The sequence below is a fragment of the Paenibacillus helianthi genome, assembly GCF_001909055.1.
Classification (GTDB): Bacteria; Bacillota; Bacilli; order Paenibacillales; family Paenibacillaceae; genus Paenibacillus_AQ; species Paenibacillus_AQ helianthi.
In genome coordinates this window covers 125,466-140,860 of the sequence record NZ_LVWI01000025.1, presented here as the reverse complement: position 1 = coordinate 140,860, position 15,395 = coordinate 125,466, and the positions used below count along the sequence as shown (strand labels likewise).

Annotated in this window: 10 protein-coding genes; 9 read left to right on the top strand and 1 reads right to left on the bottom strand. The window is 50.1% G+C overall.

The genetic code is table 11. The annotated features are described in order from the left end of the window. Positions 1-410: 410 nt before the first annotated feature. From A3844_RS07275 to pulA, 9 genes are all read left to right on the top strand, one after another. Complete coding sequence (locus A3844_RS07275) at positions 411-947, top strand: NfeD family membrane protein (protein WP_074107025.1); 537 nt, start codon at positions 411-413, stop codon at positions 945-947. After that, the gene (locus tag A3844_RS07270; RefSeq protein WP_143192030.1) at positions 947-2,497 is read left to right on the top strand and encodes a flotillin family protein; all 1,551 of its coding nucleotides are present in this window, start codon (positions 947-949) and stop codon (positions 2,495-2,497) included. The genes A3844_RS07275 and A3844_RS07270 overlap by 1 nt, the downstream gene beginning before the upstream one ends. Positions 2,498-2,588: 91 nt before the next feature. Continuing rightward, entirely contained in the window at positions 2,589-3,299 is a 711-nt protein-coding gene (locus A3844_RS07265; protein ID WP_074084685.1) for an ABC transporter ATP-binding protein, read from the top strand. Then, positions 3,292-4,908 (top strand): hypothetical protein, encoded by a 1,617-nt coding sequence (locus tag A3844_RS07260; RefSeq protein ID WP_074107024.1) that lies wholly within the window; start codon positions 3,292-3,294, stop codon positions 4,906-4,908. The genes A3844_RS07265 and A3844_RS07260 overlap by 8 nt, the downstream gene beginning before the upstream one ends. Positions 4,909-5,058: 150 nt before the next feature. After that, complete coding sequence (glcT, locus tag A3844_RS07255) at positions 5,059-5,928, top strand: glucose PTS transporter transcription antiterminator GlcT (protein WP_074084683.1); 870 nt, start codon at positions 5,059-5,061, stop codon at positions 5,926-5,928. A gap of 271 nt (positions 5,929-6,199) precedes the next feature. Continuing rightward, complete coding sequence (gene ptsG / locus A3844_RS07250) at positions 6,200-8,263, top strand: glucose-specific PTS transporter subunit IIBC (protein WP_074107023.1); 2,064 nt, start codon at positions 6,200-6,202, stop codon at positions 8,261-8,263. A gap of 101 nt (positions 8,264-8,364) precedes the next feature. Then, complete coding sequence (locus tag A3844_RS07245) at positions 8,365-8,640, top strand: HPr family phosphocarrier protein (RefSeq protein ID WP_074084740.1); 276 nt, start codon at positions 8,365-8,367, stop codon at positions 8,638-8,640. Then, on the top strand, positions 8,633-10,345 hold the full coding sequence (ptsP, locus tag A3844_RS07240; RefSeq protein WP_074084681.1) for a phosphoenolpyruvate--protein phosphotransferase: 1,713 nt from the start codon (positions 8,633-8,635) through the stop codon (positions 10,343-10,345). Before A3844_RS07245 ends, ptsP begins: the two co-directional genes overlap by 8 nt. 520 nt (positions 10,346-10,865) lie before the next feature. Then, on the top strand, positions 10,866-13,262 hold the full coding sequence (gene pulA, locus A3844_RS07235; protein WP_074107022.1) for a type I pullulanase: 2,397 nt from the start codon (positions 10,866-10,868) through the stop codon (positions 13,260-13,262). Between the two features lie 149 nt (positions 13,263-13,411). Here pulA and A3844_RS07230 read toward each other — a convergent pair whose 3' ends face one another. Continuing rightward, positions 13,412-15,016 carry a diguanylate cyclase domain-containing protein gene (locus tag A3844_RS07230; protein ID WP_074107021.1) on the bottom strand — a complete coding sequence of 535 codons (1,605 nt, stop codon included), beginning with the start codon at positions 15,014-15,016 and terminating at the stop codon, positions 13,412-13,414. Positions 15,017-15,395: the final 379 nt, after the last annotated feature.

Here is a 15,395-nt window from a genome sequence, read left to right as displayed (position 1 = left end):
TGCTCGACACTTCCATTTTACCAAAGGGCGATTTCTTTTTGTGATTTTTGAAAGAATTGTAGGAACGTTCCCCCGCTTAAACAGCGGAGAGGACGGACTGATTGCGGAAAAGCGGTAGCGGTCGCCTTGCTCTCCGGATTTTTACCGCTACGGGAAATAAATAAAATCTGGAGAGCACAGCGATTGTAGCAACGGTCCGTTCGCGGAGCGTCCGCACCAAGTGCGCAAGTCCATCCAACTCAAAAACAGCGGGGCTGTCTCAAGTAGCCATTTCATGGCTTTTGAGACAGCCCCTTTTTCTTTTCATCCTACAATACTGAGATATTTACCCAAGATTGTGAAACCGGGGACATGGTTTGTGCGTTTAACCTAGTATGACAGTCCGGAAGTAAAGACGGGAGGAGAACGATATGGAGACGCTGTATTTGGGCTGTTTGGCGCTTGGCGTCATCTTTGCCGTGGTCAGCGTGATTGTGGGAGATCTGATCAGCAGTGCCCTTCATGGCATTTTTGATGTGGTGTCCTTTCATTTCATCAGCCCTGCGGTTCTGGCGGGAGGTATCACTGTATTCGGGGGAGCAGGCATTCTGCTGACCCGGTACAGCAGTCTGGAGAACGGTCCCATTCTGGCCCTGTCCCTGCTGTCTGCGGCGTTCATGGCTGTTGTCATGTATTTGGGGGTGGTAAAGCCTATGGACAAGAGCGAGATGTCCAGCGGATTTTCTATGAGCGAGCTCCCCGGCAGAATCGGTGAAGTAACGGTTCCCGTTCCGGCACAAGGCTATGGCGAGATTATGGTGAAGTTCGGTGCAAGCAATAGTCTGCATACAGCGGCAAGCTTTGATCACCTTTTGCTTCCTGCCGGAATTAAGGTTGTAGTGGTTGAAGTCAAAGAAGGTGTTGCGGTTGTGTCTGAATTCGAAAAGCGAAAAGGAGAGGACGCGTAATGTACGGTTTGCCTGAATACTTATTTATACCTGCAGTGGTTGTTGCGGTGCTCTTTGTGCTAGGCATTGCATTTTGGGCACGGTATAAAACGGTTGGCCCCGATGAAGGGATGATTGTCACCGGTTCATTCCTGGGTAACAATCATATTTCCGATGACGGCTCCGGCCGCAAAATCAAGATTGTCCGCGGGGGCGGAGCGTTTATTCTGCCGGTTTTTCAAAAGGCTGAATTCATGTCGCTGCTGTCCCACAAGCTGGATGTGACGACGCCGGAGGTGTACACCGAGCAGGGTGTACCTGTAATTGCCGACGGGGTGGCGATCATCAAGGTGGGCAGCTCCACCGAGGACGTGGCTACGGCAGCTGAGCAGTTCATGGGCAAGCCGATTGAAGCCCTGAAGAGCGAAGCACAGGAGGTGCTGGAGGGTCATCTGCGGGCGATTCTAGGCTCCATGACGGTGGAGGAGGTATACCGCAACCGGGACCGTTTTGCCCAGGAGGTTCAGGGGGTAGCGGCGCGTGATCTGAAGAAGATGGGGCTGCAGATCGTGTCCTTCACGATTAAGGATGTGCGCGACAAGCACGGATATCTGGAAGCGCTCGGGAAGCCTCGGATTGCGGCCGTGAAGCGCGATGCAGAAATTGCCGAAGCCGAAGCGCTGCGGGATGCGCGAATTCAGAAGGCTAATGCGGAAGAACAGGGGCAGAAGGCTGAACTGCTGCGCGATACGAATATAGCCGAAGCGTCCAAGGAAAATCAGCTGAAGGTTGCTGCCTTTAAGCGTGATCAGGATACCGCGAAGGCGGAAGCCGACCAGGCGTACCACATTCAGGAGGCGCGTGCCAAGCAGACGGTGGTTGAAGAGCAGATGAAGGTCGAACTGGTGCGTAAGGAACGGGAGATTGATCTGCAAGCCAAAGAAATTCAAGTGCGTGAGAAACAGTATGATGCCGAAGTGAAGAAGAAAGCCGAGGCTGACCGCTATGCGGTAGAGCAAGCGGCAGAAGCCGACAAGGCTAAAAGAATGCGTGAGGCGGATGCCCTGCAATACAGTATTGAAACCCAGGCCAGAGCTACTTCCGAGCAAAAGAGGCTGGAGGGTCAGGCGGTGGCGGATGCCGAGCTGGCTAAAGGTAAAGCAGAATCCGAGGTTATCCGGCTGCGCGGTCTTGCGGAAGCAGAAGCCAAAGAGAAGCTGGCGGAAGCGTTCCAGAAATTCGGCGAGGCCGCAGTGCTCGATATTATCGTGAAGATGCTGCCTGAGCTGGCTGGACGTATCGCCGAGCCGCTGGCCTCCATCGATAAGCTGACTGTGGTGGATACCGGCAACGGAGAGGGAGCTGCCCGTGTCAGCAACTATGTGACCCAGTTAATGGCTACGGCTCCTGAAATGCTCAAAAGCGTCTCCGGGATCGATGTGGAAGCCTTAATCAAAGGATTGACGGCAGGAAAGGCAGGCTCCAAAGCGCCGGTGGCTTCACCCGTCAGTCTGCCTTCAACTCTTACGGCTCCAGCACCAGTTGCGCTGGCTGAGAAGCCCGCAGAATAACAGGATCATGAACCTTGGGATGACCGGCAGCTTCAGCTTGTCATCCCTTTTTTTCTATTCCTCGACTTAATGAGAAGTGTAGGGAGGCTATATGCAGCTGATTCTGGATAATATCCGCAAAAGCTTTGATGACAAATCAGTACTTAAAGGTATCGACTTTACATTTGAAAAAGGTAAAATTTACGGCCTGCTGGGGCGTAACGGTGCCGGCAAAACTTCACTGTTCAACTGCCTGAGCGGAGAAACACGCATGGACAGCGGAGGCGCTTTTCTGCGAAGAGATGAAGTCAGCCTGCCGCTGCGAGAAGAGGAGATCGGGTATGTATTTTCGCTGCCCATTCTCCCGGAGTTTCTGACAGGTTATGAGTTTGTGAAATTCTATATGGACATCAACCGGGACAAAATCCAGCCGGGCAAAACCATCGGGGACTATTTTGATATTATCCGTTTCGAAGAAGAGGACCGCCACCGGCTGATCAAAGGCTATTCCCACGGCATGAAGAATAAAATCCAGATGCTGTGCTTTATCATCACCCGCCCGCCGCTGATTCTGCTGGATGAGCCGCTTACTTCGTTCGATGTAGTGGTGGCGCTGGAGATCAAGAAGCTGCTCCGTGAGATGAAGCAGGATCATATTATTATTTTCTCCACCCATATTCTGCAGCTTGCTGCCGATCTGTGTGATGAGCTTGTGGTGCTGAACAATGGCGTGCTTCAAGAGATCCCTGCGGACATCCTGCATAGTCCTGAGTTTGAGGAACGGATTATTGCATTGCTGAAGGATGGCGGCGAACATGATTAGCACGCTGAACACCATTATGCAGATCCGGGGGGCCTCGGGTGCGAACCGTCTGCTGTATTATTTTGGGAGATTACCACTGGTCGGGAAACTGGTAAATGACAGCGTGTATTCCCGGACCTCCGTGAAGAAGACTTTTACCGTAGTGGTCCTTATTCTGAAAATCATCTGGGGTTTCCTGACCAAGTTTGCCTACCTGGGGCTTATCGTGTATCTGCCTGTCGTTCTCGCTGCCAAGGAGCTTACGCTTCCTGAGCAATACGATCTGTACCTGCAAGTGCTTGTATTGCTGAGTTTTGGGGTGGGCACTGTGTCCAACGCCATTATTTTGGAACCGAAGCGGGATAAATATATTTGTGTCAAGCTGATGAGGCTGCCCGCCGACAAGTACATGCATGCTGTCCTGACGCTCAGGGCGCTGACTTTTTTTATTTATTTTGTGCCTGCGATGATGGTATTTGCTCATGTATATAGCGCACCGCTCTGGCAAGGGCTGCTTCTGTCCTTGCTGCTCTCACTATGGCGCATTACCGGTGAAGCACTCCATCTGTGGATATTTGATTCGAGGGAAATAGTGCTGGTCAAAAAAAACGGTCTGGTCTGGTCCGCCATTGGAGTGGGTTATTTGCTTGCATTTGTGCCTCTGTACACGGGAAATGCGCTAATGGATATGGATGGAGTAATGTTCAACCTTCCCCTGAGTGTGGCGCTTGTGGTCCTAGGAGCTTTGTCTGCATTGTATATTGCCAGGTATCCCGGCTACCGTAACGCAGTGGACGCGGTCACCAAGATTGATGATCCTCTGCTGGATATGGGACGGATGATGAAAGAAGCAAATAGGAAGCAGGTCGAGACCCAAGAGAAGGATTTCACATCCAATCAGCTGCGGCCCGGACAATTTGCGGACAAAACCGGCTATGCCTACCTGAACGCGATCTTTTTCTCCCGGCACAGACGCTTCCTGATTCAACCCATCCAGCGGCGTCTGTTGATTATTGGCGCACTGTTTGCAGCCGGTCTGCTGATTCTGCTGACTGCGCCGGATACATTCTCGAAGCTGGTCCAGTATATAATGAGTACGCTGCCCATGCTTGTCATTGTTATGAGTTTCACCTCTATTGGGGAGCGGGTATGCAAGGCGATGTTCTTCAACTGCGACCTTAGTCTGCTGCGGTATGGCTTTTACCGTGAGCGGTCTGCAGTCCTGAGCAATTTCCGCGTTCGACTGCTTCGCATCAGTGGTCTTAATCTGATTCCAGCCGCAGCGATCTGTGTGGTAGTAAATGTGCTCATTCTCTTATCGGGGGAAAATTGGGGAATGACGGATACGCTGATTTTCAGCGGTGCGATTCTTGGCCTGTCGCTGTTTTTTTCCGTGCATCATTTGTTTATGTACTATATTTTTCAGCCCTACAGCACAGAACTGAACGTGAAGAATCCATTCTTCAGTATCATGAACAGTATTGTATTGGGTGTGGGCATTATATGCATGCAGTTTCAGAGTACCCCAGCCCATTTTGCGGTGACAGTGCTGCTGGCTTCTGCTGCCTATGTGCTGATTGCCTTGTTTCTGGTCTACAGATATTCGGCAAAGACCTTTCGGGTGAAATGATTACTTTCGCTGCTCTTTACTGATTTTGGACTAAAAAACATGTATTATAGCTTGATGTTTAGAATGAATATTAAGTATAATGGTGTTTAGTCTTATTTTAAGATATTTGCTGCTTAAGTTCGAAATCCGTAATTCGAAGAGGTGTACGTAGTGAGCAGCATAACAGTAGCGAAAGTACTCAATAATAATGTGATAATCGCCCAGCATCCCCAATATGCCGAAGTGGTTGTCATTGGCAAGGGCATCGGGTTTAACCGTAAAACACGCGACCGGATCAATCTGTCCTCTGTGGAGAAGATGTTTATTCTCCGTAACCAGGAGGAACAGGAACAATATAAGCAACTCGTTCCCCAGGTCGAAGAGAAGCTCATAGAGGTCATGCAGGAGATTGTTTTGCACATTATGCAGAGCAGCCGCCAGCCGCTGAATGAGCATATCCATATAGCGCTTACTGACCATATCTCGTTCGCCATCCGCCGAAACGAGCAGAATATAGCCATTCATAACCCGTTTCTGTACGAAACCAAAGAAATCTACCCGGAAGAATACAACCTGGCGGAGTATGCGGTGGAACGGATTAACGCGGCGATGGGGGTAAAGCTGCCGCCGGATGAGGTTGGTTTTGTTGCCTTGCATATTGTCAGCGCACTCAGCAACCGGCATATCTCCGAGGTCAAGCAGCATTCCCTGCTGATCGGTGATATGGTGAACCTGGTGGAAGACAATCTGGATTATCATATCCCAAGAGATTCGCTGGATTATTCCCGTCTCGTGACCCATCTGCGTTTCGTACTGGAACGGCTGCGCCGGGGGGAGACTGTGCGGGAGACCTCATCGCTCGATGGACTGATGAAACGCGAATACCCCGAGATGTATATGCTGGCCTGGAAGCTGACTAAGGTCATTGAGCAGCGGGTGCATATTCCCGTGTATGCAGCAGAGGTAAGCTACCTGACGATTCATCTGCAGCGGCTGGCCCAGAAGAAAGAGGATGAAGAAGATATGGAGCTTCCGGAGTAGGAATCAAAACAAGATAACCCTTTGTTTGCGGGGTTATTTTTGTGCTTGCATGTTCAAAAGAACGGTGCTACAATGATCCCTGGTTAAACTAAACAGAATACAAAGCGTGTAACTGATACGATCAGGCATGAGTGATTTACAGTATTTTGGTTGTCCAGCCCCAAGTCGGGGTAATCTAACCTTGTGTTAGAGGAACAACCTGTATGCTGTGTTGCTCATGCCTTTTTTGGCTTCTGTTTGAACGAAATTAACAATTAAGGAAGTGACCTCAATGTTCAAAAAAATGTTTGGTGTGTTGCAAAGGGTCGGTAAGGCGCTTATGCTTCCAGTGGCCATTCTGCCTGCGGCAGGCTTGCTCCTTGGGATCGGCAACATGCTGGTTAACCCTGACTTCCTCCAATACGTTCCGGCACTGGAGAATAATGTGGTTCAAGCCATTGCCAATGTTTTGATGAATTCGGGACAAATTGTCTTCAGTAACCTGTCACTTCTCTTTGCGGTCGGGGTAGCCATCGGGCTTGCCGGCGGTGAAGGGGTAGCCGGGCTTGCGGCTATTATCGGGTTCCTCGTCATGAACGTGACCATGGGAACTGTGCTTGGCATTAATGCATGGGTGCTGAGCAAGCAGGACTTCGCCTATGCGAGTGTACTTGGGATTCCAACCCTGCAGACTGGCGTCTTCGGCGGTATCCTGGTCGGGATACTAGCAGCGTCTATGTACAAGCGGTTCTTCCGTATAGAGCTTCCGTCCTATCTCGGCTTCTTTGCGGGTAAACGTTTTGTTCCAATTATGACGGCAGTCACTTCCCTGCTTCTCGGGCTTGCACTGACGATCATCTGGCCGCCAATTCAACACGGTCTGAACTATGTATCGCAGAGTATGATCAACACGAACCTGACGCTGTCGGCCTTCATCTTCGGGGTCATCGAGCGTTCCCTGATTCCATTCGGTCTGCATCACATCTTCTACTCGCCGTTCTGGTATGAGTTCGGCAGCTATGTCGATAAGGCCGGGGATCTCGTTCGCGGTGACCAACGGATATTCATGCAGCAGCTGCGTGACGGCGTGGATTTCACAGCGGGTACCTTTACAACCGGTAAATATCCGTTCATGATGTTCGGTCTGCCTGCAGCGGCGCTGGCGATCTATCATGAAGCCAGACCTGAGAATAAACGGGTTGTCGGCAGTTTGATGGTTTCAGCGGCACTGACTTCCTTCCTGACCGGGATTACTGAGCCACTGGAATTCTCATTCCTGTTCGTAGCTCCGCTGCTGTTCGCAGTACATGCTATATTTGCCGGCTTGTCCTTTATGACCATGCACATCCTGAATGTCAAAATCGGGATGACCTTCTCCGGCGGTTTCATCGACTATGTGTTGTTCGGTGTGATTCCAAACCGTACAGCATGGTGGCTGGTTATTCCGGTAGGTCTTGTGCTTGCGGTTATTTATTACTTTGGATTCCGCTTTGTAATCCGGAAGTTCAACCTCAGAACACCGGGACGTGAAGATCCTTCCGAAGAGGTAGAGGAAATAAGCGCAGAGAATGTATCCAGAAGCGGTGATGATCTGCCGCGCAACATTTTGTCCGCACTGGGCGGTAAAGAAAACATTACTCATCTGGACGCTTGTATTACACGTCTTCGTGTAGAAGTTAAAGATAAAGCCGGCGTGGATAAGAACCGTCTGAAGAAGCTTGGCGCATCAGGCGTGCTCGAAGTCGGCAACAACGTGCAGGCGATCTTCGGAACCCGTTCCGATACGATCAAATCACAGATTCAGGATGTAATGAACGGCAGAACTCCAACTGCCGCACCAGCTGCAGCTGCCCCGCAGCCTGAGCTGGAGAAAAAGACAGGAGAAGAAGGCACAGCGATTATTCCTGAGGATATCGTATCTCCGGTCAACGGGGAGCTGCTCGATATTACACAGGTGCCGGATGCGGTGTTCTCCCAGAAGATGACTGGTGACGGTTTTGCGTTCCTGTCAGATGACGGTAAGATTGCTTCGCCGGTATACGGTAAAGTGTTCAACGTCTTCCCAAGCAAGCACGCGATTGGTATCATGTCCGATGGCGGCAAGGAAGTACTTGTTCATATCGGCGTAAATACAGTTAAGCTTAAAGGTCAGGGTTTCACGATCCTGGTCGAAGAAGGCGATCTGGTAGCCGCAGGACAGCCGATTATGGAAGTTGATCTGGAGTACGTTAAGGCTCATGCGCCTTCCGTAATTTCACCAGTCATTTTCTCCAATTTGCCAGAAGGTTCTGCAGTTACACTGAAGAAGCCGGGTAAAGTGGTTATCGGCGACAAGGATATCATCAGTATCCTGTAAGATGTGCAATGGCGCAGCGCTTCCTTTATAATTAAAGGGAGCGTAGCCTTCACCATAAAAAAACAAATCCTATATGAACAGAAAGCGAGTTGGATATTATCATGCAAAAAACATTCAGAATTATCGACGAAGACGGAATTCACGCACGCCCGGCAACAGCGCTGGTAAATACAGCAACAAAATTCAAAGAAACCGAAGCTTTTGCAGAAGCTAAAGGTAAAAAAGTAACCCTTAAGTCCATCCTTGGCGTTTTGTCTCTGGGTCTTGAAGCAGGCGATACTCTGACTCTGATTACTGAAGGCAGTCAAGAGTCCGAAGCGCTGAGTGCACTTCAGGAAGTTATGGTTAAAGAAGGGCTGGGAGAGCTACATGAGTAAAATTTCAGGAATCGCGGCTTCAGCAGGTATTGCCGTAGCCCGTGCCTTTATCCTGGAACATCCGGATTATACCATTACAAAAACGGCTGTAGGTAATGTGGAGGCAGAGGTTGCCAAACTGACAGACGCGCTGGAGAAGTCCAAAGCCGAGCTGCAGAGCATCAAGGAACGCACCCTCGCTGAACTGGGCGAGAAGAAAGCGGAGATCTTTGAATCCCATCTGCTGATTCTGGAAGATCCTGAGCTGATCAGTCCCGTAATGGACAAAATCCGTGAGGAAATGGTTAATGCGGACTATGCCTTAAATGAAGTTGCCACTCAGTTTATTGAGATGTTTGAAAATATGAAAAGCGCGTACCTTCAGGAACGCGCAGCTGATATGCGCGATGTGACCAAACGGGTGCTGAACCATCTGTTGGGTATCCATTATGTCAGTCCTGCCGAGATCAGTGAGGAAGTCATTGTTATTGCCCAGGACTTGACGCCTTCTGATACAGCACAGCTGAACCGCAACTTCGTCAAGGGCTTTACGACGAATATCGGCGGACGCACCTCGCACTCGGCCATTATGGCCCGCTCCCTGGAAATTCCGGCGGTAGTCGGCACCAAGAATGTACTGTCCGAAGTCAAGGCAGGTGATCTGGTGATTGTGGATGGTCTGAACGGTGATGTTCTGATCAACCCGAGCGATGCTGAGGTAGCGGAGTACAAAGCCAAGCAGGCAGCCTATGATCTGCAAATCGCCGAGTGGAAAAAGCTCCGCGACGAGCCGACCGTATCCGCTGACGGCAAGCATGTAGAGCTGGCTGCCAACATCGGTACACCAAATGATGTGAATGGTGTAATCGAGAATGGCGGCGAAGGTGTAGGCCTGTACCGGACGGAGTTCCTGTACATGGGCCGCGACAAGCTTCCTTCCGAAGAAATTCAGTACAATGCTTACCGCACAGTGCTGGAGAATATGAGCGGCAAGCCGGTTGTAGTACGTACACTGGATATCGGCGGTGACAAGGAACTGCCGTACCTGGATCTACCTAAGGAAATGAACCCTTTCCTCGGATTCCGGGCGATCCGCCTGTGTCTGGATCGTCAGGATATTTTCCGCACCCAGCTCCGCGCACTACTCAGAGCAAGTGCCCACGGTGATCTGCGGATCATGTTCCCTATGATCGCTACGCTTGGTGAATTCCGTGCAGCCCGTGATCTGCTGCTGGAGGAAAAGGCCAAGCTCCGTGAAGAAGGCAAGGAAGTGTCTGACAACATTCAGCTTGGCATTATGGTGGAGATTCCTTCCACAGCTGTTCTAGCTGACCAGTTCGCCAAGGAAGTGGATTTCTTCAGTATCGGAACCAATGACCTTATCCAATATACAATGGCTGCAGACCGGATGAACGAACGGGTATCCTACCTGTATCAGCCATACAACCCGGCTATTCTGCGCCTGGTCAAAATTGTAATCGATGCTGCCCATGCTGAAGGCAAATGGACGGGCATGTGCGGCGAAATGGCTGGTGACAGCACGGCGATTCCGCTGCTGCTGGGCCTCGGTCTTGACGAATTCAGTATGAGTGCCACCTCTATTCTCCCGGCACGGAGCCAGATTTCCAAGCTCTCTGCCGCAGACATGAAGGAAATGGCAGCAAAAGCGTTGCAGCTCGGTACCGCCGAGGAAGTTGCTGCACTTGTGCAGAGCAGTGTGAATTAATTATTGCTTCAAGCATTACTCCGTTTTTTAGCAAGTCTACTTTTCCAACTACTTTATGCCGGCCTCCTAATTGGGGGGCTGGTTTTTTTTATTACTAAGCGGATCGCCTGTTTCTAAATAGTAGTTGTAACATTGTATAGTGGTGCTGCGTCAGAAGGATATGATAGGCTATGAGTTAGTACATAACATCAATTTACAGTAGCTATCCAATCCATAGCAGGTTATACTTCCGATAGAATAGCGGCTTTTGCTTGATAAGCTTAATTGAGAAGTCATCACTACCGATATAGGAAGTATAGACAGCAGAATAGGCTGCTGGACCCAAACTTGTGAACATCGTGTTACATATAATATGTTAAGCCAAGTCATGGGTTGGACCTGAGCAAGACTGTACTCCTGATGCTCCGCTTGCAAAGCCGTGCAAGTATTATTTTTAAATGATGTGGAAATAGTTGGATAGTAGCAGCAATAGATCCGTTTTCCGGCAACTGTGGGGAGAACACTGGGATGGTGATCATGAATGAACAGCAATTATATAAATGCAGAGAAAGCAATAGAAATTTATACAGGCAATGATCTTGGATTGACATATACTGCAGATTACAGCCTCTTCAAAGTATGGGTGCCCACAGCTTTCACCGTGTCGCTGGTATTGTATGATACCGGGGGGAATGGGACAGAAACCGTGAACTACGGTGACCGGGACAGCGGGCGTATCGTGAATATGCAGCGTCAGGAGGGCGGGGTCTGGCAGGCCCGTTTCTCTGGGGATTTGAAAGGCAAGTATTATATGTACCGCGCCGTTTTTGAAGACGGAACGATTAAAGAGGCAGCGGACCCTTATGCCAAGGCGGTGTCGGCCAACGGTATACGATCAGCCATTGTGGACTTGCGTGGCACTGATCCGGAAGCCTGGGTCTTAGATAGCTCTCCTGCTCTGCCTCATCCTGCTGATGCTGTGATCTATGAACTGCATGTACGGGACTTCTCTTCGTCAGAGGACTCCGGTATGCTGCATAAAGGCAAATTCAAGGCTTTTACTGAATTCGGGCTGCGGGATTCTGCGGGACATGCGCTGGGTATTGATCATTTGAAGGAGTTAGGCATTACCCATGTGCACCTGCTTCCGGTATTTGATTTTCAGACTATTAATGAACTCGGAGCAGACAGCGGAAAGGGAGCGGAGCCTTTTTTCACTGAATACAACTGGGGATATGATCCTCAGCACTATAACGTGCCGGAAGGTTCGTACAGCACCAATCCGTCAGATCCGGGAACCCGCATTCGTGAGATGAAGGAAATGGTACAGGCGCTGCACAGTAAAGGGATCTCCGTGATTATGGATGTCGTATACAATCATACCTATTCTGTGGAAAAAGGACCTTTTCAGCCGCTGGTTCCCGATTATTTCTACCGGCATGATTATAACGGCCGCCTCTCCAATGGTTCCGGTGTCGGCAATGAGCTGGCCACGGAACGGCCGATGGTCCGCAAATATATTAAGGATTCATTAGCCTACTGGGCTTCCGAATATCACCTTGACGGGTTCCGTTTTGATCTCATGGGACTGATAGACAGTGTGACCATGCGTGAACTTACGGAGGAACTGCGTCTGGAGATCAACCCGAATCTGCTGATCTACGGTGAGCCTTGGACTGGCGGGGATTCTCCGTTAGCTACCAAAACACTAAAAGGTGTGCAAAAAGGCAAGGGATATGCAGTCTTCAATGACAACTTCCGCTCTGCGATCAAAGGCGACAGCGATGGCTGGGGCAAAGGCTTTGTAACCGGGGAATATGACAAGGAAGGTGCGGTTGCTTCCGGGATCAAGGGAGCCATTCATGAATTTACCGATTCTCCGGTGGAAACGGTGAATTATGTGACTGCACACGATAATTTGAATCTGTGGGATAAGGTACTTGCCACGCAGGGCCTGCGCCAGGCGGCAAAACTGCCGGAACTGGAGAATGGACGGCTGAAGAACGGTGGTGTGGTAGAAGCCGCAGTTGCCGATGCCGATCCCTACTTCACGGTTGACCGGCAGGATATTCTCGGCGATGAGATTGTACGGCGGTCTCTGCTGGCGAACGGGATCATCCTAACCTCACAGGGCATTCCCTTTCTGCAAGCAGGTGATGAATTCCTGCGCAGTAAATACGGAGACCACAATAGCTACCGGAGCCCCGATGCCATCAATGCCATCCGTTGGGAGAACAAAGCGAAGTTCCTTCCCGTCTTTGAGTACTACAAAGGACTTATTGCGCTGCGGAGAAATCATCCGGCGTTCCGGCTTCATGGACGTCAGGAGATCGAGCGTTCGCTGGAATTCCTCCGCTGTGACGGCGGAGTGGTCTCCTATCTGCTGAAGAATAACGCCGGTGGTGACGTCTGGAACAATATCGTAGTAATATTTAATGCAAATCCCGGGCCGATCAGCCATAAGCTCCCCGAAACGGATAGCTGCTGGAATATCGTTGTGGATCATACCTCTGCAGGAACAGATGCCTTCCGTACTGTCCAGGGTGCAGAGGTAGAGCTTGAAGGGTTGTCTATGATGATTCTCTATGATAAATACGGTCAGCCTGAGCCAAGGTCCAAAATCATTGAGATCCATTATGAACGTCCGGATGGTGATTACCGGGGCTGGAATCTATGGATATGGGGTACAGGCATCCAGGATGGCCAGTGCGATTTCCGGCAGATGGAAAATGGCCATGCTGTGGCTCGGATCGAAGTGCTCCCGGAAACTGCGTCGGTAGGCTACATTCTAAGATTGAATGACTGGGAAGAGAAGGACGGGGCCGCAGACCGCTTCATTGACTGCTCCGGCAGCCAGGAGCTGGTTAAGGTAACGATCCGGGAACGATTGCAGGAGAACAGCGGAGGTAAGGATGATCCGCTACAGCTCACCAGTTAAGATACAATAAAAGAGCTGTTCTGTACGGCAACCCGCCAGGGGGCCGTCAGAATAGCTCTTTTTGTGTCAAGATATAAGAATTTAGTTTTGACTTGGACTATCATTTTTATATGTCCTCTGGAGCCAATGCTCCCCCTTACGGGAATAGCTTATTTGGGCTGGTCCGAATATTCTTCATCTACAAGCTCGCTGTACAGATTGGCTTCGTTGCCGCCGTGATTCTTAGAGCGGTACATTGCCAGGTCGGCGGCCCGGAGCAATTCATTAATACTGCTGCCGTGCTGCGGGTATAGCGATACTCCTATGCTGGCTGATGTATGGAAGCTGGAGCCTTGGTTGATCGACCAGGATTTATTGAAGAGTTGCAGCAGCCGGGCCAGGATCTCATCAAGCATCTCAGGGCTGGTGAAGCGGTGCAGCACTACGGCGAACTCGTCTCCTCCGATCCGGAAAGCCTGGCCGGATCCCTTGACGGTCTGCTGTAGCTCACGTGAGAGCAATTGCAGGAATTCATCTCCGGCCAGATGGCCAAGCGTGTCATTCAGTTGCTTGAAGCGGTCACAGTCGAGCAGGGCCAGCGCAATATTCTGTTTGCGTTCCTCCGGCTGATTGATCAGATTCTCCATGTACATCTTGAAATGGGCTCTGTTAGGAATTGCAGTCAGATGGTCATAAAAGGCCAGCTTGTGCAGGCGTTCCTCATATTGCTTCCGTTGGGTGATTTCACGCGATACCAGCATGAACTGCGCCGGAAAAGCGCCGCTGCCCTTAATCGGGGTAACCTTCGTTTCAAGCCATACCCAGTGTCCCTCTACTGAACGCATGCGCAGCTCGGAAATCCGCGGGGGGGCCTGTACCACACTTTTGAGCTTCGCCCAGGTAATCTCCGCCTCCCGGATATAATTGGAGAGCGGAGCACCTTTGGACGGGATATATCCGAGCAGGCCCGAATGGGAAGGGGAAGCGTATAAGATCAACCCGTTAGGATCTGTCAAAATAATAAAGTCGGACATCGTCTCGCCAATTAATTGATACAGGGACTTCTCCTCAAGCATTTCATTTTGAAGGGTAATTAGCTTACGGCAGAGATAAATAATAACGAGTACCAGCAAAAACAGGAATAGGGAGTACAACGCGAACAGTGAGCTTTTTTTATCCCGGAATTCCTGAGTTACCTGCCGTGCATAGTCGTCAATCAGTTGCTCGGCTTGGTCCAGAGGGTCCCGGACTTGCTTCAGCAGAGCATTGGTTTGGAGTGGAGAGAACGATTTGGGGTTCCAGTTGCTCTGGACCCGCTGTGAGATGAGATCCCTGCCTGTATCCTTCCAGGTTTGAAAAGGGCCATCGACGTCTTCCAAGACATCTTTCAGCTGAGTAAGCAGCCGTTCACTTTGCCTCATCCCGCTAAACGGATTCTCCACAGAGTTGATATTATAGCTGGCCATGCCAAGACGCTGCTTCGCCTGGGCATTGTTTTCTTCGAAATCCTGAGACAGTTTGCTGCGCTCCTCACTGTTAATATTTGCGTTTATAGCAGTATGGAGGGCTAAGGCAGACTGGTACAGGTCACGGTCAGCATTTAGAATGAGCTCGGAATTCTGATAGACATCGTTATATAAGGATGCTGACAATTTATTCATTGTGTTGTTTAAATATAGGAGGGAAGCAATACTGATACCCACCAGAAGAACGGAGATAGCGGCAAATAAAAGGATTAGTCTGCGCGTGTTTTTGATCTCGGGAAAACCTGCCACTTCATCCACCCCCTGCAAAAACTATTAAGTATTCTTTAATGCTGTCTAATTACCGCTAAGTCTATTCATAAGTGGACCTTTTGCTTGTGTGAGCAGGATAATGAAGAGATTGTGATCCAAGCGAGTCATACAGAGCAGGGGAAGAATAAGGTGGCAGGAATGGGAATGGGAATCTCCCGGTATGATCGAAGTTTCTTCTCATCAGTATAAAGGAAGCACTTATGTTGAGCAATTACCTGGGAATAGGTGGATATAGCTTAATAATCTCCAGACTCCGGAAGCTTCGGCTCAGGTTCAGATCCGTGATCCGGGGGAGATTTGCCTTTGATTCTCAGATTTATGGTCGCGAAACATAAATCCTTGTTTTTTAGAAAAAATT